This window comes from Phycicoccus endophyticus, assembly GCF_011326735.1.
GTDB classification, from domain to species: domain Bacteria; phylum Actinomycetota; class Actinomycetes; order Actinomycetales; family Dermatophilaceae; genus Phycicoccus; species Phycicoccus endophyticus.
The window spans coordinates 168,572-190,378 of sequence record NZ_JAANCN010000007.1 but is presented as its reverse complement, the minus strand read 5'-3'; the positions used below and the strand labels follow the sequence as shown (position 1 = coordinate 190,378).

General features: G+C 76.5%; 20 protein-coding genes and 1 riboswitch. Of the genes, 14 read left to right on the top strand and 6 right to left on the bottom strand.

Going from position 1 to position 21,807, the window contains the following annotated elements; translation table 11 throughout:
- From G8D98_RS10065 to cbiB, 7 genes are all read left to right on the top strand, one after another.
- Positions 1 to 767: vWA domain-containing protein (locus tag G8D98_RS10065; protein ID WP_166102434.1), on the top strand; the 767-nt coding region annotated here is incomplete at its 5' end.
- On the top strand, positions 767 to 1,381 hold the full coding sequence (gene cobO / locus G8D98_RS10060; protein ID WP_166102433.1) for a cob(I)yrinic acid a,c-diamide adenosyltransferase: 615 nt from the start codon (positions 767 to 769) through the stop codon (positions 1,379 to 1,381). The genes G8D98_RS10065 and cobO, both read left to right, overlap by 1 nt.
- On the top strand, positions 1,375 to 3,837 hold the full coding sequence (locus G8D98_RS10055; protein WP_205859757.1) for a bifunctional hydrogenobyrinic acid a,c-diamide synthase/histidinol phosphate aminotransferase CobBC: 2,463 nt from the start codon (positions 1,375 to 1,377) through the stop codon (positions 3,835 to 3,837). Before cobO ends, G8D98_RS10055 begins: the two co-directional genes overlap by 7 nt.
- Positions 3,834 to 4,853, top strand: a complete 1,020-nt coding sequence (cobA, locus tag G8D98_RS10050) for a uroporphyrinogen-III C-methyltransferase (RefSeq protein WP_166102431.1) — start codon at positions 3,834 to 3,836, stop codon at positions 4,851 to 4,853. The genes G8D98_RS10055 and cobA overlap by 4 nt, the downstream gene beginning before the upstream one ends.
- Positions 4,850 to 5,635 carry an adenosylcobinamide-GDP ribazoletransferase gene (locus G8D98_RS10045; RefSeq protein ID WP_166102429.1) on the top strand — a complete coding sequence of 262 codons (786 nt, stop codon included), beginning with the start codon at positions 4,850 to 4,852 and terminating at the stop codon, positions 5,633 to 5,635. The genes cobA and G8D98_RS10045 overlap by 4 nt, the downstream gene beginning before the upstream one ends.
- Positions 5,632 to 6,162, top strand: a complete 531-nt coding sequence (gene cobU, locus G8D98_RS10040; protein WP_166102427.1) for a bifunctional adenosylcobinamide kinase/adenosylcobinamide-phosphate guanylyltransferase — start codon at positions 5,632 to 5,634, stop codon at positions 6,160 to 6,162. The genes G8D98_RS10045 and cobU overlap by 4 nt, the downstream gene beginning before the upstream one ends.
- Entirely contained in the window at positions 6,159 to 7,103 is a 945-nt protein-coding gene (gene cbiB, locus G8D98_RS10035) for an adenosylcobinamide-phosphate synthase CbiB (RefSeq protein ID WP_166102425.1), read from the top strand. The genes cobU and cbiB overlap by 4 nt, the downstream gene beginning before the upstream one ends.
- On the opposite strand, the gene G8D98_RS10030 is transcribed toward cbiB, so the two are convergent.
- Positions 7,087 to 7,839 (bottom strand): cobalt-precorrin-6A reductase, encoded by a 753-nt coding sequence (locus tag G8D98_RS10030; RefSeq protein WP_229661743.1) that lies wholly within the window; start codon positions 7,837 to 7,839, stop codon positions 7,087 to 7,089. The two genes, cbiB and G8D98_RS10030, sit on opposite strands and share 17 nt — an antisense overlap.
- Positions 7,840 to 7,923: 84 nt before the next feature.
- Positions 7,924 to 7,996, top strand: a riboswitch (cobalamin riboswitch).
- 114 nt (positions 7,997 to 8,110) lie between these two features.
- Here G8D98_RS10030 and G8D98_RS10025 point away from each other — a divergent pair.
- From G8D98_RS10025 to G8D98_RS10000, 6 genes are read left to right on the top strand one after another with little or no spacing between them, the layout of a single operon-like run.
- Positions 8,111 to 9,370 (top strand): prenyltransferase/squalene oxidase repeat-containing protein, encoded by a 1,260-nt coding sequence (locus tag G8D98_RS10025; RefSeq protein ID WP_166102422.1) that lies wholly within the window; start codon positions 8,111 to 8,113, stop codon positions 9,368 to 9,370.
- Positions 9,370 to 9,987, top strand: a complete 618-nt coding sequence (locus tag G8D98_RS10020) for a hypothetical protein (RefSeq protein ID WP_187566772.1) — start codon at positions 9,370 to 9,372, stop codon at positions 9,985 to 9,987. Before G8D98_RS10025 ends, G8D98_RS10020 begins: the two co-directional genes overlap by 1 nt.
- A gap of 2 nt (positions 9,988 to 9,989) precedes the next feature.
- Positions 9,990 to 11,123: a CbiQ family ECF transporter T component gene (locus tag G8D98_RS10015; RefSeq protein WP_229661744.1), complete on the top strand. Its 1,134-nt coding sequence runs from the start codon at positions 9,990 to 9,992 to the stop codon at positions 11,121 to 11,123.
- Entirely contained in the window at positions 11,116 to 12,771 is a 1,656-nt protein-coding gene (locus G8D98_RS10010) for an ABC transporter ATP-binding protein (protein WP_205859756.1), read from the top strand. Before G8D98_RS10015 ends, G8D98_RS10010 begins: the two co-directional genes overlap by 8 nt.
- Positions 12,768 to 13,664: an ECF transporter S component gene (locus G8D98_RS10005; protein ID WP_166102420.1), complete on the top strand. Its 897-nt coding sequence runs from the start codon at positions 12,768 to 12,770 to the stop codon at positions 13,662 to 13,664. Before G8D98_RS10010 ends, G8D98_RS10005 begins: the two co-directional genes overlap by 4 nt.
- Positions 13,645 to 14,184 carry an NUDIX hydrolase family protein gene (locus G8D98_RS10000; protein ID WP_166102419.1) on the top strand — a complete coding sequence of 180 codons (540 nt, stop codon included), beginning with the start codon at positions 13,645 to 13,647 and terminating at the stop codon, positions 14,182 to 14,184. Before G8D98_RS10005 ends, G8D98_RS10000 begins: the two co-directional genes overlap by 20 nt.
- Before the next feature lie 21 nt (positions 14,185 to 14,205).
- On the opposite strand, the gene G8D98_RS09995 is transcribed toward G8D98_RS10000, so the two are convergent.
- Positions 14,206 to 14,958, bottom strand: a complete 753-nt coding sequence (locus tag G8D98_RS09995; protein ID WP_166102417.1) for a lysophospholipid acyltransferase family protein — start codon at positions 14,956 to 14,958, stop codon at positions 14,206 to 14,208.
- Positions 14,959 to 15,028: 70 nt separating this feature from the next.
- Here G8D98_RS09995 and valS point away from each other — a divergent pair, with 70 nt between their 5' ends.
- Complete coding sequence (gene valS, locus G8D98_RS09990) at positions 15,029 to 17,668, top strand: valine--tRNA ligase (protein ID WP_166102415.1); 2,640 nt, start codon at positions 15,029 to 15,031, stop codon at positions 17,666 to 17,668.
- 6 nt (positions 17,669 to 17,674) lie between these two features.
- Here the strand turns inward: valS and G8D98_RS09985 are convergent, their stop codons facing one another.
- From G8D98_RS09985 to G8D98_RS09970, 4 genes are all read right to left on the bottom strand, one after another.
- Positions 17,675 to 18,352 carry a cysteine peptidase family C39 domain-containing protein gene (locus tag G8D98_RS09985; protein WP_229661745.1) on the bottom strand — a complete coding sequence of 226 codons (678 nt, stop codon included), beginning with the start codon at positions 18,350 to 18,352 and terminating at the stop codon, positions 17,675 to 17,677.
- 20 nt (positions 18,353 to 18,372) lie between these two features.
- Complete coding sequence (gene clpX / locus G8D98_RS09980; protein WP_166102414.1) at positions 18,373 to 19,656, bottom strand: ATP-dependent Clp protease ATP-binding subunit ClpX; 1,284 nt, start codon at positions 19,654 to 19,656, stop codon at positions 18,373 to 18,375.
- 283 nt (positions 19,657 to 19,939) lie between these two features.
- Positions 19,940 to 20,899: a hypothetical protein gene (locus tag G8D98_RS09975; RefSeq protein WP_166102413.1), complete on the bottom strand. Its 960-nt coding sequence runs from the start codon at positions 20,897 to 20,899 to the stop codon at positions 19,940 to 19,942.
- Positions 20,900 to 21,149: 250 nt separating this feature from the next.
- The gene (locus G8D98_RS09970) at positions 21,150 to 21,794 is read right to left on the bottom strand and encodes an ATP-dependent Clp protease proteolytic subunit (protein WP_166102412.1); all 645 of its coding nucleotides are present in this window, start codon (positions 21,792 to 21,794) and stop codon (positions 21,150 to 21,152) included.
- Positions 21,795 to 21,807 lie beyond the last annotated feature (13 nt).

Genomic DNA, 21,807 nt, shown 5'->3' with positions numbered 1-21,807 from the left:
GGCGCAGCCGGGCCCGCACGAGCAGCGGGCGCACCGTGGGCTGGCGCGTCGGCGCGTCCGGGCGGCTGCACCTGCCCGCCACCGTGACCGCGGCCGCGAGGGCCCGCGGGTCCGGCGAGCACGGCCGGCTGCGGGTGGCGCCGCACCACCTGCGCTCGGCGGTCCTCCAGGGGCGGGAGGCCAACCTCGTCCTGCTCGCCGTCGACGCCTCGGGCTCGATGGGCGCCCGGCGCCGGATGGCCGAGGTGAAGACCGCCGTCCTCTCCCTCCTCCTGGACGCCTACCAGCGCCGCGACCGGGTCGGCCTGGTCACCTTCCGGGGGACCGCGGCCGCCCTGGACCTGCCGCCCACCTCGTCGGTCGAGGCCGCCGCCCGCTGCCTGGAGTCGCTGCCCCACGGGGGACGCACGCCGCTGGCCGAGGGGCTCGTCCTCGCGGCGCGCACCCTCGAGCTCGAGCGGCTGCGCGACCCCCGGCGGCGGCCGCTGCTCGTGCTCGTCACCGACGGGCGGGCCACCGCGGGGGCGGACGCCCTCGAACGGGCCCGCGCGGTCGCCGACGCCTGGCCCGGCACGGGCGTGCAGAGCGTCGTCGTCGACTGTGAGGCCGGCCGCCTCCGGCTCGGCCTGGCCGCCGACCTGGCCGCCCGGATGGGTGCCACCCACGTCCCGCTCGGTGAGGTGGCCGCCGACGCCCTCCTCGCCACCGTCTCGGCGGCCCGCGCCGCCGCGGACCCGCAGGTGCCCGGCCGCGGGAGGGTCGCCTGATGCCCCGGGGACAGGTCCCGGTCACGGCCGACGACGGCCTGACCACCCGCCAGCGACGCACCCGGCCGCTCGTCGTCGTCCACGGCGGTGCGGGCAAGGGGAAGTCGACGGCCGCCTTCGGCCTCGCGCTGCGCGGGTGGAACCAGGGGTGGTCCATCGGGGTCTTCCAGTTCGTCAAGAGCGCCAAGTGGCGCGTCGGCGAGCAGACGGCCCTCGAGGCCCTCGGCCGGCTGCACGAGCAGACCGGGGAGGGCGGCCCGGTCGAGTGGCACAAGATGGGGTCGGGCTGGTCCTGGTCGCGCACCCAGGGCAGCACGGAGGACCACGCCGCGGCCGCCCGCGAGGGATGGGCCGAGGTCGCGCGCCGGCTCGCCGAGCAGCGCCACACCCTCTACGTCCTCGACGAGTTCACCTACGTCCTGAAGTGGGGGTGGGTCGACGCGGCCGAGGTCGTCCGCGTGCTGCGCGAGCGGCCCGGCTACCAGCACGTCGTCGTCACCGGGCGCGACCCGGACCCGCGGCTGCTCGAGATCGCCGACGTCCACACCGAGATGACCAAGGTCAAGCACCCCTTCGACCAGGGCCAGAAGGGCCAGAAGGGCATCGAATGGTGACCGTGCCGCGCCTCGTCGTCGCCGCGGCCGCGTCCGGCCAGGGCAAGACGACGGTCGCCGTCGGGCTGATGGCCGCGCTCCGGCACGCCGGGCACGCCGTCGCCGGGGCCAAGGTGGGCCCGGACTACATCGACCCGGGCTACCACGCCCTGGCGACCGGGCGCCCCGGCCGCAACCTCGACCCGTGGCTGCAGGGCGAGGAGCAGGTCCTGCCCCTCCTCCTGCACGCCGCGACCACCCCCACCCCGGCCGACGTCACCGTCGTCGAGGGGGTCATGGGGCTCTTCGACGGGCGGCTCGGCGCCGACGGGTGGGCCTCCACCGGACACGTCGCCGCCCTGACCCGCTCCCCCGTCGTGCTCGTCCTCGACATCTCCGCGGCCGCGCGCACCGTCGCCGCGACGGTGCACGGCCTGCGCACCTTCGACCCGCAGGTCGAGGTGGCCGGGGTCGTCCTCAACAAGTCCGGGTCGCCCCGGCACGCCGCCGAGGTCCGGCGCTCGCTCGAGGCCCTCGGCGTCCCGGTGCTCGGGGTGCTGCCCCGCGACTCCGGCGTCTCGGCCCCCTCGCGCCACCTCGGGCTCGTCCCGGCCGCGGAGCGGGCCGACGCCGCCGCGGCGCTCGACCGGCTCGCCGAGCAGACCGCCCGCCTCGTCGACCTCGACGCCGTCCTGGAGCTCGCCCGCAGCGCCCCACCGCTGGACGCCCGCCCCTGGGCCGCGCCGACCGGGCCGCAGCGCCCCTCCCGACGGGTCGCCGTCGCCGGCGGGCGGGCGTTCACCTTCCGCTACGCCGAGGTCGAGGAGCTGCTGCGCGCCCAGGGCTGCGAGCCGGTCGTCTTCGACCCGGCGCGGGACGCCGCGCTGCCGGCGGGGACGAGCGGGCTCTACCTCGGTGGCGGGTTCCCCGAGGTGCACGCGGCCGCGCTGGCGGGCAACACCTCGCTGCTCGCCGACGTCGCCGACGCCGTCGGCTCGGGCCTGCCGACGGTCGCCGAGTGCGCCGGGCTGCTCTACCTCGCCGAGAGCGTCGACGGGCACCGGATGGTCGCGCAGGTGCCCACCACGGCGGCGATGCACCCGCGGCTCACGCTGCGCTACCGGACCGCCCGAACCGACCACGACACCCTCCTCGCGCCGGCCGGGGCCGTGGTGCGCGGCCACGAGTTCCACCGCACCCGCACCCTCCCCGGGCACGGCGAGCGTCCCGGGTGGCTGCTCGACGGCGAGCCGGAGGGCTGGTCGCTCGACCCGGCGGGCACCGGCACGCCGACGGTGCACGCCTCCTACCTGCACGTCCACTGGGCGGGTCACCCGCAGCTGGCCCGCCGCTTCGCCGACGCCGTGCACGCCGCTCCCACACGCGGCGCGCTGCCCGCGCCGGCGACGCCGGCACCCCCCGCGGTCCGGCCCGCCCCCGCTCCGCCGGCGGACCCGTGGCGCCACCACGGCGACGCCGAGGTCGCCCCGGGCCTGGTCGACCTCGCCGTCAACGTCCGCGGCGAGGCACCCCCGCCGTGGCTCGCCGACCACCTGCGTGCCGAGGTGGCCGGCCTCGCCGCCTACCCGAGCACCGCCGCGGCGCGCACCGCCCTCGCCCGCCGGCACGAGGTCCCGGAGGCCGCCGTCCTCCCCACCGCAGGGGCCGCCGAGGCGTTCACCCTCCTCGCCCGTGCCCTGCACCCGCGCCGCGCCGTCGTCGTCCACCCCCAGTTCACCGAGCCCGAGGCGGCACTGCGCCTCGCGGGCACGGTGCCCGAGCACGTGCTCCTGACGCCCGAGGACGACTTCGCCCTCGACCCGCAGGCGGTCCCCGCCGACGCCGACCTCGTCGTCGTCGGCAACCCGACGAACCCCACGGGCGTCCTCCACCCGCGCGCCACGCTCGAGGCCCTGCGTGCCCCGGGCCGGGTCCTCGTCGTCGACGAGGCCTTCGTCGACACCCACCCCGGCGACGACGCCAGCCTCGCCGGCCCCGACCTCGCCGGCCTGCTGCTCGTGCGGTCCCTGACCAAGACGTGGGCGCTCGCCGGGCTGCGCGCGGGCTACGTCCTCGGCGACCCGGCGCTGCTCACCCGGCTGGCGCGGCAGCAGCCGCCGTGGTCGGTCGGCACCCTCGCGGCGCGGGTCATGGTCGAGACGGCCACCCCGCTCGCCCGGGCGGAGGCGGCCCGCGCGGCCGAGGAGACCGCCGCCTGGCGCCGGCACCTCGTGACCGGGCTGACCGCCCTCGGGCTGCGCCCGGTGCCGTCCTCGACGAGCTTCGTCCTGGTCGAGGTCGGCGTCGGGGTGCGCGAGGCCCTGCGTGAGCGTGGCTACGCGGTGCGCCGGGGGGACACCTTCCCCGGCCTGGGGCCCGCCTGGGTGCGCATCGCCGTGCGCGACCCGCTGACGAGCGACGGTCTGCTGCGCGAGCTCGGGCGCGTCCTGGCCCGGCGGACGGAGCGGTCGGCATGAGCCTCGTCCTCCCCGTCCCGGCGGGCGCGTCCGTGCTCGTCACCCGCCCCGGCCCCCGCGTCGCGGAGACCGTCCACGCGCTCGCCGCGCAGGGGGTGCGCCCGGTGGTGCGCCCGGACGCGACGACGAGCGACGCCGTGCACGCCCAGCTGCGCGACCTCGCCGCGCGCGGCCTGCTCACCCTGGACCCGCAGGCCGACGCCGACGGTGCGGACGTCGTCGTCCGTGACCCGCACGGCCCGGTGGCCGACGGGACCCCCGAGAGCACCGAGCCGCCCGCCCGCGTCGGCCGGGTCACCCTCGTCGGCGGCGGCCCCGGCGACCCCGGGCTGCTCACCGTGGCGGGCCTGGCGGCCGTCGAGCGGGCCGACGTGCTCGTCTGCGACCGGCTGGCGCCGCTCGCCGCCCTCGAGCGGGCCCGGCCGGACGCCGAGGTCGTGCACGTCGGGAAGATCCCGCGCGGCGCGTTCACCCCGCAGGAGGCCATCGACGCCCTGCTCGTGGACCGGGCGGCGCGCGGGCTGGACGTCGTCCGGCTCAAGGGCGGAGACTCCTTCGTCTTCGGGCGCGGCGGCGAGGAGTGGAACGCCTGCGTGCGTCACGGCATCCCGGTCACGGTCGTCCCCGGCGTCACCTCGGCCGTCGCCGCGCCCGCCCTCGCCGGCATCCCGGTCACCCACCGTGCGCTCACCCAGGGTTTCGTCGTGGTCTCCGGGCACGTCGGCCCGGGCGACCCGCGCAGCGCCGTCGACTGGGGTGCGCTGGCCCGCAGCGGGCTCACCCTCGTCGTCCTCATGGGCAACGCGACCCTCGGCGAGACCGCCGCCGAGCTCGTCCGCCACGGGATGTCCCCGGACACGCCCGCGGCCTGCGTCGCCGAGGGGTCGCTGCCCGGCCAGCGGACCGTCCGCGCCACCCTCGCGGGGCTCGCCGAGGCCGCGCTGGCCGCGGGGGTCGGCCCGCCCGCCGTCACGGTGGTCGGCGCCGTCGTCGACGCCCTCGAGCAGCGGCCATGAGGCCGTCCGAGGCCGCCGCCGGGCTGCGCCTGGCCCTCGGCACGCTCACCGTGCTGCCGAGCGGGGACGTCGGCGAGGTGACGCCCGGGCGGGCCGGCTGGGCGATGGCCCTCGCCCCGGTCGCCGCCCTGCCGGTCGGGGCGGCGGTCGCCGCGAGCGGCCTGACTGGCCATCTGCTCGGTCTGCCCGCACCGGCCGCCGGTGCGCTCGCCGTCGGTGCCGGTGCGCTCGCGACCCGGGCGATGCACCTCGACGGGCTGGCCGACACCGTCGACGGCCTCGGAGCCGGATGGGACCGGGAGCGGGCGCTCGCGGTGATGCGCGCGGGCGACGTCGGGCCGATGGGAGCGGTCGCGCTCGTGCTCGTCCTGCTCGCCCAGGCGTCCTCGCTCGGAGTCCTCACCGGCAGCGTCGCGGGCAGCCTGCTCGCCGGCGCCGCCGTCGCCCTCGGCCGGGTCGCCTGTCCGGCGGTGTGCGTGCGCGGCCTGCCACCGGCCCGCCCGGACGGGCTCGGGGCCCTCGTCGCCGCCACGGTGCCCCGCGCCGTCGCGGCCGGCTGGGTGGCCCTCGCCGCACTCGCCCTCGCGGCCCTCGGGTGGCTCGCCGGCGTCGGTCTGCTCGCCGGCCCGCTCGGCGTGCTCGCGGGCGCCGCGGCGGTGGCCTGGGTCGTGCGCCGCGTCGTGCGTGCCGTCGCGGGCGTCACCGGCGACACCGTCGGCGCGGCCGTCGAGACCGCCACGACCGTGCTGCTCCTCGCCCTGGCGGCGGGAGCCCGCCCGTGAGGACGCTCGTCACCGGCGGGGTGCGTTCGGGAAAGTCACGGGTCGCCGAGGACCTGCTCGCCGGCCGACCCGGGGTCACCTACGTCGCCACCGGACCACGCGCGGACGACCCCGACTGGCAGGCGCGCGTGGCGGCCCACCGGGCCCGCCGCCCACGCGACTGGTCCACGCTCGAGACCGCCGACCTCGCCGACGCCCTGCGCCGTCTGCGCGGGCCGGCGCTCGTGGACTGCGCGGGCACCTGGCTCACCGCCGTCCTCGACGGCCTCGGCGCGTGGGACACCCCGCGCGCGGGCTGGGAGCCCGGGCTGCACGAGCGCACCGCGGACGTCGTCGCCGCCTGGGCCGCCTGCCCGCACGACCTCGTCGTCGTGACGAACGAGGTCGGCTGGGGTGTCGTCCCGGCCCACCACTCCGGGCGCGTGTTCGCCGACGAGCTGGGCCGGCTGAACCAGCAGCTCGCCGGCGCCGCCGACCGGGTGCTGCTCGTGGTGGCGGGCCGCGTCCTCACCCTGCCCGGCGGATGAGGCTCCCCCGCCCGGAGCCGGTGGCGGCCGGGCTCGTCGCCGGGGTGGTCCTCGACCGGATGCTCGGCGACCCCCACCGGTTGCACCCGGTGGCCGGCTTCGGGGCCCTCGCGCTGCGCGTCGAGCGTGCGCTCTACGCCCCGACGCGCTCCCGGGGGCTGCTCGCCGAGGCTCTCCTCGTCACCGGTCCCGTCCTCGCCGGCGTCGCGGGCTCCCGCCTCCCCCCGGCGCCGCGCACCGTCCTCGCGGCCGCCGTGACGTGGACCGTGCTCGGGGGCCGCTCCCTGGAGCGCGAGGCCGCCGCGGTGGCCACCGCCGCCCAGGACGGGGACCTGCCCGCGGCCCGTCGCCGGGTGCGCTCGCTCGTCGGTCGCGACCCGAGCGCCCTCGAGGTCGACGGGCTCGCCCGCGCCTGCGTGGAGAGCCTCGCGGAGAACACCGTCGACGCCGTCGTCGCGCCGCTGCTGTGGGGCGCGGTCGCGGGGCTGCCCGGTCTCCTCGGCCACCGGGCCGTCAACACCCTCGACGCGATGGTCGGGCACCACTCGGCGCGCTACGAGCGCTACGGCTGGGCCGCCGCCCGCCTCGACGACCTCGCGGCCTGGGCCCCGGCCCGGGTCACCGTCGCCCTCACCGCGCTCGAGACGCAGCTGCGGACCGGCGCCGGCCGCGAGGTGCTGCGGGCCGCCCGGCGCGACGGGCGAGCGCACCCGAGCCCCAACGCCGGCCCCGTGGAGGCGGCCTGGGCGACCTCACTGGGCCTCCGGCTCGGCGGCACGAACACCTACGGGGACGTCGTCGAGGACCGCGGGGTGCTCGGTGACGGGCCCGCCCCGACACCGCGGGACGTCCAGCGCGCGGCCGCCCTGCTGCGCCGGGTGACGTGGGGCGCGCTGGCGGTCGGGGTCGGGCTGCGGGTCGCCGTCAGACCTCCCCGGTGACCCAGCGCACCGCGCCGGCGACGTCGTCGACCGCCGCGACCCCGTCCGGCACCGACGGCCGGCGCACGACGACGACCGGGACGCCCAGCACGCGGGCGGCGTCGAGCTTGGCCGCCGTGTGGGCGCCTCCGGAGTCCTTGGTGAGCAGGACGTCGGCCCGGTGCCCGCGCAGGAGGTCGGTCTCACCGTCCACGTCGTAGGGGCCGCGGGCGAGCACGAGCGTCCAGGCCCCGGGCAGCGGGTCGACCGGCGGCTCGACGAGCCGGACGAGGACCGGCCGCTCGGCCCAGCCGCGGTAGTGGTGCAGCGTCTGCCGACCCGTCGTGAGGACCGGGCGGCGCCCGAGCCGCCCGGCGACGACGCACGCCTCGTCGTGGTCCTCGACCCAGCGCCACGCCCCCGCGTCGGGGTGTCCGGACCAGCCCGGGCGGGCCAGCCGGAGCAGCGGGACACCCTCGGCCGCGGTGGCCCGGGCAGCGTGCGCCGTCATCGTCGCCGCGAACGGGTGGGTCGCGTCGACGACGTGCGTCCAGCCCTCGGCCCGCAGCGCCGCCCGCAGGCCCTCCACGCCGCCGAACCCACCGACCCGGACCCGGCCGGCGGGCAGGCGGGGGCGGGAGACCCGGCCGGCCAGCGAGGAGGTGACCTCGAGGCCGCGGGCCACGAGCGCGTCCGCGAGCGCGCGGGCCTCGGCACTGCCCCCGAGGAGGAGGACGCGGGCGGGGAGCGGGGCCACGGGCGGCACCCTAGCCCGCCGCCGTCGCGGCCGGGGTAGAGTGCCCTCGTCGCCCCCCGGGGCGGCACCCACACGCATCTGCCGGGGGAAGCCGGTCCGAGTCCGGCACTGTCCCGCAGCCGTAGGCCACGCCGCGTCGTGGCGAGTCGGAATGCCCGAAGGGTGCGAGCGGCTCCACTACCACCGTCGAGGAGTGCGGGACGGAGCCCGGGAGGTCGGGGCTCTCGCTCCGGCGGTTCGGGCGCTCGTCCCGACCGCTCAGGAAGGCCCCATGTCCCCCATCCCCCCACGCGGCCGGGTGCTCCCCCGGCTCGCCACCGTCCTCACCGCGGGGCTCGCGCTGCTCGTGGCCTCCGCACCCGCCGGCGCGGCCGCCGACGTCTCCCCGGACGTCGCCGCCCAGGACGCCGCGGCCTTCGTCGCCCGGACCCTCACCGAGTACGGGCACCACTACGTCTACCCGGACACCGACGGCACGCTCTCCACCGACGGCTACCTCGACGGCGGCAACACCCTCGACGCCGTCCTCGCCCTCGACGGGGCGCACACGGCCGGCGACGAGGCCGACCGGGCGATGGCCTTCCTGGAGTCCCACCTCGGCGACTACGTCGGCGCCGGCCCGGACACGACGTACGCCGGGTCGACCGCCAAGGCGCTGCTCACGGTCGTGGCCCACGGCGGCGACCCGCGGTCGGTCGGGGGCAGCGACCTCGTGGCCCGCCTCGAGGCGACCGAGGGCGCCGTCGACCCCGGGCGCTTCTCCGACCTGCCGTCCACGGGCTGCGGACAGAAGCAGTGCGACTACTCCAACACCATCGGGCAGTCGCTCGCCCTGCTCGCCCTCGAGCGCGCCGGGCGGCCGGTCGACGACCCGGCGCGGGCCTTCCTCCTGGACCAGCAGTGCCCCGACGGCGGCTTCCGGGCCACGCCGGGGGGCCGGCGGTGCGCGAGCGACCCGGACGCGACGGCCTTCGCCGCCCAGGCGCTGCTCGCGCTCGGCGCCACGGACGCCGCGCAGGACGCCCTGGACCACCTCGAGGACGCCCAGGGCGCCGACGGTGGCCTCTCCGCTGCCGACGGCGACCCGAACGCCAACACGACCGCGGTCGCGGTGCAGGCCTTCACCGCCGGCGGGCGCACCTCGCCCGCCGACGCCGGACGCGCCTTCCTCCTCGGGCTGCGCTACGGGTGCTCGGCGCCCGAGGCACTGGTCGGAGCCGTCGCGCACAGTGCCGCCGAGCGCTCGAGCACCGAGCCGGCCGACTCCGACCTGCGGGCGACCCCGCAGGCCACGCTCGCGCTGGCGGGTGGCTCCCTGCTCTCGGTGAGTGCCCAGGACGCCTCGCGGGCCGCGCCCGCGTCGTCGTGCACGGCGGCAGCCTCGGCGTCGCCGGCGGCGCAGGCCGACGAGGACGGCGCGGACGGCTCGGGCTCCTCCGCGCTCCCGGTCTGGGTCGCGGTCGGCGTCGCGCTCGCCCTGCTCGCCGTCCTCGGCGGCTGGCTGGCCAGGCGCCGGAGCGGCGAGCGCTGATGGGCGGCGGGCTGCGGCGCGCCGCCGGTGCCGTGGCGACGGGAGTGCTGGCCGGCGCCGGGCTGCTCGTCACCGCGGCGCCGGCGACGGCCGCGGCCTGCGCGGGCAGCTCCGGCGTCTCGGTCGTCGTCGACACCGGGAGCGCCGTCACCACCCGGTGCGCGCCCGGCGACCCGGCCTCGGCCCTGGAGGCACTCGAGGCGGTGGCGAGCGTGGTCCAGGTCGAGACCCAGCCCGGGTTCCTGTGCCGTGTCGACGGTGTCCCGGCCTCGGCCGGCTGTGTCCGCACGCCGCCCGCCGACGCCTACTGGGGCTTCTTCCACGCCGCCGCGGGAGAGCAGTGGACCTACAGCGACACGGGAGTGGCCACCTTCGACCCACCGGCCGGGAGCGTCATCGGCGTCCGCTACGGCGCCGGGGAGCGACCCCGGGTCGCGGTGGCCGACGTGCTCGCCGGCGGCCGGGACCGAGCCGCGGGCTCCGGTGACGGACCGGCCGGGAGCACGGCGGCCGGGACATCCTCGGCCCCGGGGAGCACGACCTCGCTGATCACCGGGAGCGCCCTCGTCGTCCTCGTCGCCGCCGCGGCGTGGGCGGTCCGCAGGCGGCGGGCCTGAGGATGGGACGCCTGGACCTCGACGTGCCCCGCGCCGTCCACCCCGCCGCCTGGTGGGGGTGGGCGGTCGGCCTCGCCGTCGCGGCGAGCGCGGGCACCAACCCCCTGCTGCTCCTGCTCGCCCTGGCGGTCGCGGGCCTCGTCGTCGCCGCACGCCGCGGGTCCTCGCCCTGGGCCCGGGCCTTCCGGCTCTACCTGTGGCTCGGTGTGGCGGTCGTCCTCGTCCGGGTGCTCCTGCACGTCGTCGTCGGCGTCAAGACCGGCAGGACCGTCGTGCTGCCCCTGCCCCGGGTCTCGCTGCCGACCTGGGCCGCCGGCGTCGAGCTCGGCGGCGACGTCCGCCTCGAGGGGCTGCTCGCCGCAGCCGTCACCGGCCTGCGGCTCGCCGTCGTCATCGCGTGCATCGGCGCGGCCAACGCGCTCGCCAACCCCAAACGCCTCCTGCGCAGCCTCCCGGCCGCGCTCCACGAGGTCGGCGCCGCGGTCGTCGTCTCGGTCTCGGTGGCTCCCCAGCTCGCCGAGTCGGTGCAGCGGGTGCTGCGCGCGCGCCAGCTGCGCGGCGACGGCGCCCGGGGGCTGCGGGCGCTCCCGGCGGTGGCCCTGCCGGTCCTCGAGGACACCCTCGAGCGCTCCCTCCTGCTCGCCGCGGCCATGGACTCGCGGGGCTACGGACGCACCGAGCCCGACGGCCCGGCCGGCCGCCGCGCCGCCTCGGCCGCGACGCTCACCGGCCTGCTGCTCGTCGCGGTCGGGCTCTACGGCGTGCTCGACGCCTCCACGCCGGCGCTCCTCGGCACGCCGGCGCTGCTCACGGGGCTCCTGCTGTGTGGGGCCGGGCTCTGGCTCGGCGGGCGCCGTGTGCACACCTCGGTCTACCGTCGAGACCCGTGGCGGGGGCCGGAGTGGCTGACGCTCGGCTCCGGTGTCGTCGCCGCCGCGGCGCTCACCGTGGTCGGGCGGGTCGACCCGGACGCGCTGTCCCTGCCGCTGTCGCCGCTCGCCCCGCCGGCGCTGCCGGTGCTCGGGGTGGCGGGCCTCCTCGTCGCCGCCCTGCCGGCGCTGCTCACCCCGCCACCGCCCCGCCCGGCCGCGCGGGTCGCGCCGCGCGGTGCCCGGGAGGTGCGTGCCCGTGGATGAGCCCGCCGTCGTCCTGGAGTCGGTCTCGGTCACCCTCGCCGGCGCCGACCGGCCCGTCCTGCGATCGGTCGACCTCAGCGTGGAGGAGGGCGAGCTCGCGCTCGTCGTCGGGCGGACCGGCTCGGGCAAGTCGACCCTGCTCGGGGCGATGTGCGGCCGGGTACCGCACTTCACCGGCGGGACCCTGCGCGGTCGGGTGCTCGTCCACGGGCGCGACACCCGCGAGCACCGTCCGCGCGACCTCGCCGACCTCGTTGGGGTCGTCGGGCAGGACCCGCTCGCCGGCTTCGTCACCGACACCGTCGAGGAGGAGCTCGCCTACGGCATGGAGCAGCTCGGGCTGTCGGCGGCCACGATGCGCACCCGGGTCGAGGAGACCCTCGACCTCCTCGGCATCCCCGAGCTGCGTGACGTCCCGCTGCGCGAGCTGTCCGGCGGCCAGCAGCAGCGGGTGGCCATCGGCTCGGTCCTCACGGCGCACCCCCGGGTCATCCTCCTCGACGAGCCGACCTCGGCGCTGGACCCCGTCGGGGCCGAGGACGTGCTCGCGACGGTCACCCGGCTCGTCCACGACCTCGCGGTCACCGTCGTCCTCGCCGAGCACCGGGTCGAGCGCGTGCTCCACCACGCCGACCGGGTCGTGCACGTGGCCCCCGACGGGACGGTGAGCGCCGGGGAGCCGGCGGCGATGATGGCCACGAGCGAGGTGACCTCCCCGGTCGTCGAGCTCGGCCGGTGGGCCGGGTGGCAGCCGCTGCCGCTCTCGGTCCGCGACGCCCGGCGGGCCGCCGCCGACCTGCGCGCCGGGCTGCGCGGCCGGTCCCCGAGCCCGGTGTCCCCGCGGGCCGCCGCGGCGGGGCGACGGGAGCCCGTGGTGCGCGCACGGGGGCTGGTCGTCCGGCACCCGGGAGAGGTCCTCGCCGTCGCCGGCGTCGACCTCGACCTGCGCGCCGGCGAGGTGACCGGGCTCATGGGGCGCAACGGGTCGGGCAAGTCCTCCCTGCTGTGGGCCCTCCAGGGGAGCACCGCGCCCACCGCCGGCCGGGTGCGCGTCCTGGCCCGCGAGGGCGGCGAGGTCAACCCTGCCGGGCTGCCGCCGGACCGCCGCCGCGAGCGGGTCGGCCTGGTCCCGCAGAGCGCCGCCGACCTGCTCTACCTCGACACGGTGGGCGGCGAGTGCGCCCAGGCCGACCGGGAGAGCGCAGCCCCGCCGGGGACCTGTGCGCGCCTGCTCGCCCGGCTGGCCCCGGACGTGCCGGCCGACCGTCACCCGCGCGACCTGTCCGAGGGCCAGAAGCTCGCCCTCGTCCTCGCCGTCCAGCTGACCGCCGACCCGCCGGTGCTCCTGCTCGACGAGCCGACCCGGGGGCTGGACCCGGTCGCCAAGGCGGCGCTGGCGAGCACACTGCAGGGGCTCGCCGACGACGGGCGCGCGCTCCTCGTCGCCACCCACGACGTCGAGTTCGTCGCCGAGTGCGCCGACCGCGTCGTCCTCCTCGCGGCGGGTGAGGTCGTGGCGGAGGGCCCGACCGCCCAGGTCGTCCTCGCCTCCCCCACGCTCGCGCCGCAGGTCGCCAAGGTCCTCCGCCCGGGGCCGTGGCTCACCGTGGACGAGGTCCGCACGGCCGTGGACGGGGAGGAGCGGTGAGCGCCCCCGCCGGGGCCCGGCCCGCGCGCGCGGTGCTGCTCGGGCACCGCTCCGCCCTCGCCGTCGCGCTCGTCAGCGCGGCCGGGGTCGTCGCCTTCGGCTGGCCGCTGCTCCTCGCGCCCACCTCCGGGCTGGCACACGGCGACGACGCCCCGCTCGTCCTCGCCGTCGTCCTGCCGCTGCTGCTCGCGGTCGTCCTCGCCGAGATCGCCGACGGCGGGATGGACGTCAAGGCGGTGGCCATGCTCGGCGTGCTCGCCGCGGTGGGTGCCGCCCTGCGCCCGCTGGGGGCCGGGACCGCCGGCCTGGAGACGGTCTTCTTCCTCCTCGTCCTCGGGGGGCGGGTCTTCGGGCCGGGGTTCGGCTTCGTCCAGGGCGCGGTGACGCTCTTCGCCTCCGCACTGGTCACCGGCGGGGTCGGACCGTGGCTGCCCTTCCAGATGCTCGCCGCGGCCTGGGTGGGCTGGGGCGCCGGGGTCCTCCCCCGGGCCCGGGGCCGGCGCGAGGTCGGCCTCCTGGCGGGGTACGGCGCGGTGGCCGGGCTCGCCTACGGCATCCTGCTCAACCTCTCGTTCTGGCCGTTCTCGACCGGATCCGGGGGTGGGCTCTCCGTCCTGCCCGGTGCCCCCGTCGCCGAGAACCTCCACCGGTTCCTCCTGTTCAGCCTCGCGACGAGCCTCGGGTGGGACCTCACCCGTGCGGCGACCACCGCCGTCCTCGTCGCGCTCACCGCCCGCCCGGTCCTCGGCGCCCTGCGCCGGGCCGCCCGGCGCGCGGCCTTCGACGTCCCCGTGCGCTTCGAGGCCGCCTCGAGCCCGACGTGCGCGGCGGGCCAGGGCGGACGCGAGCTGCAGCCCTTGGCACAATCGGGGGATGAGCCCCCTCGAGCTTGACCGCGACCCCGCCTGGCTGAGCCGGGAGGAGCTCGACGCCGCCCGCGGGCGGCTGCCGATCCTCTACGTCGACGCCGTCCCGGTGCGCGTCGACGACCGTGGCGAGGTGAGCGCCCTCGGGGTGCTCCTGCGCCTCGACGGCGAGGGACGGGTGTGCCGCGAGCTCGTCTCGGGCCGGGTGCTCCACCACGAGCGGGTCCGCGACGCGCTGCTCAGGCACATCGAGAAGGACCTCGGCCCGGTGGCCCTGCCACGGGTACCGGCCTCCCCCCAGCCGTTCACCGTCGCCGAGTACTTCCCGACCCCCGGGGTCACCCCGTTCCACGACCCGCGCCAGCACGCCGTCTCGCTCGCCTACGTCGTCCCGGTCGCCGGCGACTGCGCGCCCCAGAACGACGCCCTCGACCTGACCTGGCTGACCCCCGAGCAGGCCCTCGACCCCGGCGTGCAGGCGGAGATGGAGCGTGGCCACGGCGTCCTGCTGCGCCAGGCGCTCGCCCACCTCGGCCGCGCCGTCTGAGCGCGCGCGTCCGGGCTGCGCTCAGCCGGTGAAGCGGTCGCGGGTGCGGCGCATGTCGGACTCGTCGCGCTCGTGGGCCTCCTCGGGCGTCGGCGCGAGCCCGCCGAGCCGCGCCGGCAGCCACCGCCGGTCCTCGCCGGTCAGCGGCGGGTAGGCGGCCTGCTGGGCCTCGAGCTGGGTCTGCATCGCCGCCCGCAGGCGCGCGGTCGCCGCCTGCGGGTCCTCCTCGGGCGCCACGTACAGGGGGGCGCCGACGGTGATGTGCACCGGGATCCGGGCCAAGCCGCGCCGGCTCGGCAGGTCCTTGGTCCACACCCGGTGACCACCCCAGATCGTCGTCGGCAGCACCGGCACCCCGGTGGCCTGGGCCATCGTCACCGCCCCCGCCTTGAACGGGCGCAGCTCGAAGGAGCGCGACATCGTCGCCTCGGGGAACACGCCGACGATCTCACCGGCGCGCAGAGCCTCCACGGCCGCCCGGAAGGCCTCGCCCCCACCGGAGCGGTCGACGGGGATGTGCCGCATCCCGCGCATCAGCGGGCCGGCCACCCCGTGCCGGAAGATCGACTGCTTGGCCATGAAGCGCACGTAGCGCCCGTGCCGCCGGGGCGGCAGGCCCGCGTACATGAAGTCGAGGTAGGAGGTGTGGTTGACCGCCATGACCGCCCCGCCCTCGCGGGGGACGTTCTCCCGGCCGAGGATCGTGAACCTCGTGCCCTGCGCGGCGAACACGAAGCGGGCGGCCCCGATGACGGACCGGTAGAGCGGCTCCATGCCCGAAGCCTAGGTCACCGGCCTCGAGCCGGTTGGAGCCGGCGGCCGCCCGGATGGGAGGATTCACGCCATGACCGAGCACCCGCCCGCCCCGCGCGCCGCCGCCATTCCCGAGCGCCCCTCGCTGGAGGGTCTCGAGGAGAAGTGGGGCACGGTATGGGCGCAGCAGGGCACCTACGCCTTCGACCGCGAGGCCGCCCTCGCCGGCGAGCGCGCCGAGGTGTTCTCCATCGACACCCCGCCGCCGACGGCCAGCGGGTCGCTGCACATGGGCCACGTCTTCAGCTACACCCACACCGACTGCATGGCCCGCTACAAGCGGATGCGGGGCCTGCGGGTCTTCTACCCCATCGGCTGGGACGACAACGGGCTGCCGACCGAGAAGCGGGTGCAGAACTACTACGGCGTCCGCGGCGACGCCTCGCTCCCCTACGACCCGGGCTTCGAGCCGCCGTTCAGGGGCAACGCCAAGAGCACCAAGGCCGCCGACGAGATGCCGATCTCGCGCCAGAACTTCATCGAGCTGTGCGACGAGCTGACCGTGGAGGACGAGAAGGCCTTCGAGTCCCTCTTCCGCCGGCTCGGCTTCAGCCTCGACTGGGACATCAGCTACCGGACCGTCGACGACCACTCCCGGGCCACCTCGCAGCAGGCCTTCCTGCGCAACGTCGCCCGCGGTGAGGCCTACCAGTCCGAGGCGCCGGGCCTGTGGGACGTCACGTTCCAGACCGCCGTCGCCCAGGCCGAGCTCGAGGCCCGCGACTACCCGGGCGCCTACCACCGGGTCGCGTTCCACGGCACCGACGGGCCGGTCTACATCGAGACGACGCGACCGGAGCTCATCCCGTCCTGCGTCGCCCTCATCGCCCACCCCGACGACGAGCGCTACCACGCGCTCATCGGGTCGAGCGTGCGCACCCCGCTGTTCGACGTCGAGGTCCCCGTCCTCGCGCACCCGTCGGCGGAGATGGACAAGGGCGCCGGCATCGCCATGTGCTGCACCTTCGGCGACCTCACCGACGTCCTGTGGTGGCGGGAGCTGCGGCTGCCCACCCGCTCGGTCGTCACCCGCACCGGACGGCTGCAGAGCGAGGTGCCGCCATGGCTGGCGTCCTCGCCCGGGGCCGCCCTCTACGCCGAGCGGCTCGGGGGCAAGACCGCGTTCTCGGCCCGCACGGCGCTCGTCGAGGCGCTGCGCGAGTCCGGCGACCTCGACGGCGAGCCGACACCGACCCAGCGCAAAGCCAACTTCTACGAGCGCGGCGAGAAGCCCCTCGAGATCGTCACCACCCGCCAGTGGTACATCCGCAACGGCGGGCGCGAGCGTGAGCTCAACGCGCGGCTCGTCGCCCAGGGTCGCGAGATCGAGTTCCACCCCGCGTTCATGCGCTCCCGGTACACCAACTGGGTCGAGGGCCTCAACGGCGACTGGCTCGTCTCCCGCCAGCGGTTCTTCGGCGTGCCGATCCCGGTCTGGTACCCGCTGGACGCCGACGGCGAGCCCGACCACGACCACCCGATCCTGCCCGCCGAGTCCGACCTGCCGGTCGACCCGGCCGCGCAGGCCCCGCCCGGCTACACCGACGACCAGCGCGGCGTGCCCGGCGGCTTCGTCGGCGACCCCGACGTCCTCGACACCTGGGCCACCTCGTCGCTGACCCCGCAGATCGCCGGGGGCTGGCGCGGCGCGGGCTCCGGTGAGCCGGACCCGCTGTTCGCCAAGGTCTTCCCGATGGACCTGCGCCCGCAGGCCCACGACATCATCCGTACCTGGCTGTTCGCCACCGTCGTGCGGGCCTTCCACGAGCACGGCACCGTCCCGTGGACGAACGCCGCCATCTCCGGCTGGATCCTCGACCCCGACCGCAAGAAGATGAGCAAGTCCAAGGGCAACGTCGTCACGCCCGAGGACGTCGTGCGCGAGCACAGCGCCGACGCGGTGCGCTACTGGGCCGCCAGCGGGCGGCTCGGCACCGACGCCGCCTACGACGTCGGCCAGATGAAGGTCGGCCGTCGGCTGGCCATCAAGGTGCTCAACGCCTCGAAGTTCGCGCTGTCCTTCGGGGACGTCGAGGGCGACCTGGCCGCGCAGGTCACCGACCCGCTCGACCGGTCGGTCCTCGCGGTGCTCCGCGAGGTCGTCGAGCGGGCCACGGCCGGGTTCGAGGCCTGGGACTACACCCGCAGCCTCGAGGCCACCGAGACCTTCTTCTGGACCTTCTGCGACGACTACCTCGAGCTCGTCAAGGACCGGGCCTACGGCTCCCGCGGCGAGGCCGCCGCGGCCTCGGCCCGGGCCACCCTGCGGCTCGCGCTCGACGTCGTCCTGCGCCTGCTCGCCCCCGTCCTGCCGTACGTCACCGAGGAGGTCTGGAGCTGGACCCACGAGGGGTCGGTGCACCGGGCCTCGTGGCCGAGCGTGCAGGAGCTGCCCGACGGCGGTGACCCGGCGCTGCTCGAGGCGGTCGGCGCGGCGCTCGCGGTGGTCCGCAAGGCCAAGTCGGAGGCCAAGGTCGGCATGCGGGCCGAGGTCCCGACGGCCACCCTCGTCGCGCCGGCGCGGGTCCTCGACCTCGTCCGCGCCGCGGAGGCCGACCTGCGTGCCGCGGGCCGGCTCACCGGCCGGCTCGAGTACGCCGAAGGGGCCGACGGCGCCGAGGTCGCCGCGCGCGACCTCGAGCTGGTCCCGGTCGCCAAGCCCGCTCGCTGAGGCGCGTCAGGCGGGCGCGGCGCCGAGGCTCGGTGCGGTCTGGCGGGCCTCGACCCGGCGCAGCCCGGTCGGCCGGACGGCGACCCAGGGCACGTCCCAGCCGGAGAGCCCGACCCGCCGCTGGACGACGGTGTCGCGGCGCAGGTGGTCCACCCGCCCGGTCGCCGGGTCGTAGACGTCGAGCATCCGGTCCCCGTCGCCCGGCAGGACGAGCACGACGTGCCGGGGCAGTCGGGCGCTGCCGATGTAGAGCAGGGCCGGCTCGCCGTCGGCGACGACCTCGAGGAGGGTGTCGAAGCGCGCGAGCAGCCCGGCCTCGTCGGCGAACCGCAGGACGTCGAGGGTGTACTGCGTCCCGAGCCGGGAGGCGCCGAGCTCCAGCTCGCGCATCGCACCCCACGGCGGGGTGCCGAGGGCCCGCGGCCACGGCAGGTTCGGCCGGCGGCCGCCGGCGAGCAGCCCGTTGGTGCGGCGCATGACCACCCGCTCGTACGCGGCGAACCGCTCCCCTTCGGTGGCGCCCTCCGGGGCCCCGGGCGGGTGGGGCTCACCGGTGCGCACCCACGAGGCGAACACCGGGTCGACGAGCATCCGGGCGACGGTGAGGCAGGCCGACCCGCAGGTGACCGGCGACTGCTGGACCGGGCCGGTGTCGCCGGCGCGGAGCCGGAAGGGGGTGGCCACGGGCGGACTCCCCGCGCCGGTCAGGCCGAGCGCTTGCGCTGGGTGCGCTTGCCGCCACCCTCTGTGTCGTGCCGGACGATCGTCGGGTTGACGTTCTCCAGGACGACCTCGCGGGTGACGAGGACCTTGGCGATCTCCTCGTCGCTCGGGACGTCGAACATCACCGGCAGGAGGACTTCCTCCATGATGGCGCGCAGCCCACGGGCGCCGGTCCCCCGGGCCAGGGCCTGCTCGGCGACCGCCTCGATGGCGTCGTCGCTGAACTCGAGGGAGACCCCGTCGATCTCGAACATCTTGCGGTACTGCTTGACGAGGGCGTTGCGGGGCTCGGTGAGGATGCGCACGAGCGCCGGCACGTCGAGCGGCGAGACCGTCGTGATGACCGGGAGGCGGCCGATGAACTCCGGGATGAGCCCGAACTTCATCAGGTCCTCGGGCATGACCTCGCCGATGCTCTCGGCGAGGTCCTTGGGGGTGTGCAGCTCGGAGCCGAAGCCGAGGCCCTTCTGGCCGTTGCGCGACTCGATGAGCTTCTCCAGCCCGGCGAACGCCCCGCCGACGATGAACAGCACGTTCGTCGTGTCGATCTGGATGAACTCCTGGTGGGGGTGCTTGCGCCCGCCCTGCGGGGGGACCGAGGCGGTCGTGCCCTCGAGGATCTTCAGCAGGGCCTGCTGGACGCCCTCGCCGGAGACGTCGCGGGTGATGCTCGGGTTCTCGGACTTGCGGGCGATCTTGTCGACCTCGTCGATGTAGATGATGCCCGTCTCGGCCTTCTTGACGTCGTAGTCGGCCGCCTGGATGAGCTTGAGGAGGATGTTCTCGACGTCCTCCCCGACGTAGCCGGCTTCGGTCAGGGCGGTCGCGTCGGCGATGGCGAACGGGACGTTGAGCATCTTCGCCAGGGTCTGCGCGAGGTAGGTCTTGCCGCAGCCGGTGGGCCCGATGAGCAGGATGTTCGACTTGGCGATGTCGACGTGCTCGGCGTCCTTCTTCGCGCCGGCCTCTCCGGCCTGGATGCGCTTGTAGTGGTTGTACACGGCGACGGCGAGCGCCTTCTTGGCGACGTCCTGGCCGACGACGTAGTTCTCGAGGAAGTCGAAGATCTCGCGCGGCTTGGGCAGCTCGTCGAGCCCCAGCTCACCGGACTCGGCCAGCTCTTCCTCGATGATCTCGTTGCACAGGTCGATGCACTCGTCGCAGATGTACACGCCGGGACCGGCGATGAGCTTCTTGACCTGCTTCTGCGACTTGCCGCAGAAGGAGCACTTCAGCAGGTCGCTGGTCTCTCCGACGCGCGCCACGGATGCGTCCTTCCCTCGGCTTGGGCAACGACCCCGACGGTACCTGCCGAGGGGTCCTGCCGCACCCATTGAACCGCCCGCGCGCGCGGCGCGTCGCCCCGGTTCGCTGTCAGCGCAACCCCGCCCGCCCCACCCCACCCACCGGACGACCTCTCCCATCCATGCCTGTCTCGCAGCCCCGAGGCGATCTCGCCCAGCCATGCCGTCATGACGCCAGGGTTGCGCGAGATCGCCATGGTGCAGCGAGAAGAACAGGAGCCGGAGAGGTCGTCCGGGGCCCCGGTCAGCCCGCGCGGCGCGCCCCCAGGTCGAACCATGTGTTGCGCGGCAGCGAGCGGATCCCGATGCCCGCGAGCACCGTCGCGAGGGCGTTGCGGTCACGTGCCTCGGCCCACACCCAGCGGCCGACCTCGGCCTGGCGACGGAGCCGGTCCTCGCGCTTCTTCTCGCGCCAGACGACCTCGCCGGCCTCCTGCGGGTCGGCGCCGGGCTGGACCCGGTACTTGACCTGGCCGTCGAACTCGCCCACCGCGCTCCCCCAGTCGAAGTCGACCACGCCGATGAGGCCGAGGGCGTCGCGTCGACTGCGCTGCAGCTCGGGCCGGGGCACGTTGAGCAGGTACATCTGCGCCCTCGAGAGGCTCTCCCCCGGTGACATGCTCCGCGCGTCGGCCAGGTCGCGGACCAGAGCGGCCATCCGTCGGCCGGGCGAGCTTCTGGGGATGGCCGCGACCTCGGCCGCCAGCTCGTCCGCCGAGCACATCCGGTGACGCAGCGCGTGGTCGGCCGCCGCCACCGCCGTGACCAGCGACCCGGTCCGTGCCAGGTCCGCGACCGTGCGGGCGACGCTCGTCACCCGGACGCCCTCGACGTCGACCGCCTCGGCGGGCGCACCCAGATGTGGACGCACGAGCCGGGAGCCTCGCGCGGCGGGGTCGGCGACGAGGACCGTGACCGGCTCGGGCCAGGCCTCGATGCGGGGCAGCCCCCAGATCGCTGCGGCGGAGGTCAGCGCGTACGTCCGGGGGCTCCGCGAACGCTGACGGAGCCCGCTGGCATACACCAGCGCGGCGTGCCGACGCTCCGGGCTCAGCTCGGCCCACTGCTGCGCCGGCAGCCAGGCCCCGTGGCTGACGTGATGCCACGCAGGGTCGCGGCAGGGTTCGACACCGGAACGACGCAGGTCGCACCCGAGACGCAGGGCGCCGGGGTCGAACGGCGGGGGCGGGGATGGGCTGGACATGGCGTCAGCCTCACATCGACGACCTCTCCGCCGCCGGGGTTATCCACAGGCCCGCCGCCCAGGCGGAGCCGGAAGACCTCTCCGAACCATGCCGACCTCGCCATCCCGCGCTCGTCTCGCTCGCCCCTGCCGCTAGGGCACCGGGGTCGAGCGAGATCGTCAGGGAACGGCGAGGTCGCCAGGAGCGGGAGAGGTCTTCCGCAGGGGTGGGCTCAGGGGGCGCGGCGGCCCCGAGGCGCGGCCGTCACCGTCAGGCGTTGGCCTTGCGGGAGGCGAGCACCTCGTCGACGAGGCCGTACTCCTTGGCGCCCTCGGCGGAGAGGATCTTGTCGCGCTCGATGTCCTTGCGGACCTCCTCGACGCTGCGCGAGCTGTGCTTGGCGATGGTCTCCTCGAGCCACTCACGCATCCGGATGATCTCGTTGGCGTGGATCTCCAGGTCGGACGCCATGCCGCCGGTGCCCTCGATCGCCGGCTGGTGGATGAGCACCCGCGCGTTCGGCAGGGCGAAGCGCTTGCCGGGCGCACCGGCCCCGAGCAGCACGGCGGCGGCCGAGGCGGCCTGGCCGATGCAGTAGGTCTGCACGTCGGGTCGGACGTACTGCATCGTGTCGTAGATGGCCGTCATCGCGGTGAACGAGCCGCCGGGGCTGTTGATGTACATGAGGATGTCGCGGTCGGGGTCCTGGGACTCCAGGACGATGAGCTGGGCGATGACGTCGTCGGCGGACGCGTCGTCGACCTGCACCCCGAGGAAGATGATCCGGTCCTCGAAGAGCTTGGTGTACGGGTCGAGCCGCTTCATGCCGTAGGAGGTGCGCTCCTCGAACTGCGGCATGATGTAGCGGCTGCTCGGGGCCGGCTGGTGCAGCCGGCCGGTGATGTCAGCGTTCATGTCTCTCTCTCGC

Bases quoted from the DNA above. Each gene is read 5' to 3' on its own strand.
- G8D98_RS10045 (WP_166102429.1), top strand. From the start codon at position 4,850: ATGAGGCCGTCCGAGGCCGCCGCCGGGCTGCGCCTGGCCCTCGGCACG.
- cobA (WP_166102431.1), top strand. From the start codon at position 3,834: ATGAGCCTCGTCCTCCCCGTCCCGGCGGGCGCGTCCGTGCTCGTCACC.
- G8D98_RS10025 (WP_166102422.1), top strand. From the start codon at position 8,111: ATGTCCCCCATCCCCCCACGCGGCCGGGTGCTCCCCCGGCTCGCCACC.
- G8D98_RS10000 (WP_166102419.1), top strand. From the start codon at position 13,645: ATGAGCCCCCTCGAGCTTGACCGCGACCCCGCCTGGCTGAGCCGGGAG.
- cobO (WP_166102433.1), top strand. From the start codon at position 767: ATGCCCCGGGGACAGGTCCCGGTCACGGCCGACGACGGCCTGACCACC.
- G8D98_RS09995 (WP_166102417.1), bottom strand. From the start codon at position 14,958: ATGGAGCCGCTCTACCGGTCCGTCATCGGGGCCGCCCGCTTCGTGTTC.
- G8D98_RS09970 (WP_166102412.1), bottom strand. From the start codon at position 21,794: ATGAACGCTGACATCACCGGCCGGCTGCACCAGCCGGCCCCGAGCAGC.
- G8D98_RS10020 (WP_187566772.1), top strand. From the start codon at position 9,370: ATGGGCGGCGGGCTGCGGCGCGCCGCCGGTGCCGTGGCGACGGGAGTG.
- valS (WP_166102415.1), top strand. From the start codon at position 15,029: ATGACCGAGCACCCGCCCGCCCCGCGCGCCGCCGCCATTCCCGAGCGC.
- G8D98_RS09975 (WP_166102413.1), bottom strand. From the start codon at position 20,899: ATGTCCAGCCCATCCCCGCCCCCGCCGTTCGACCCCGGCGCCCTGCGT.
- G8D98_RS10055 (WP_205859757.1), top strand. From the start codon at position 1,375: ATGGTGACCGTGCCGCGCCTCGTCGTCGCCGCGGCCGCGTCCGGCCAG.
- cbiB (WP_166102425.1), top strand. From the start codon at position 6,159: ATGAGGCTCCCCCGCCCGGAGCCGGTGGCGGCCGGGCTCGTCGCCGGG.
- G8D98_RS10015 (WP_229661744.1), top strand. From the start codon at position 9,990: ATGGGACGCCTGGACCTCGACGTGCCCCGCGCCGTCCACCCCGCCGCC.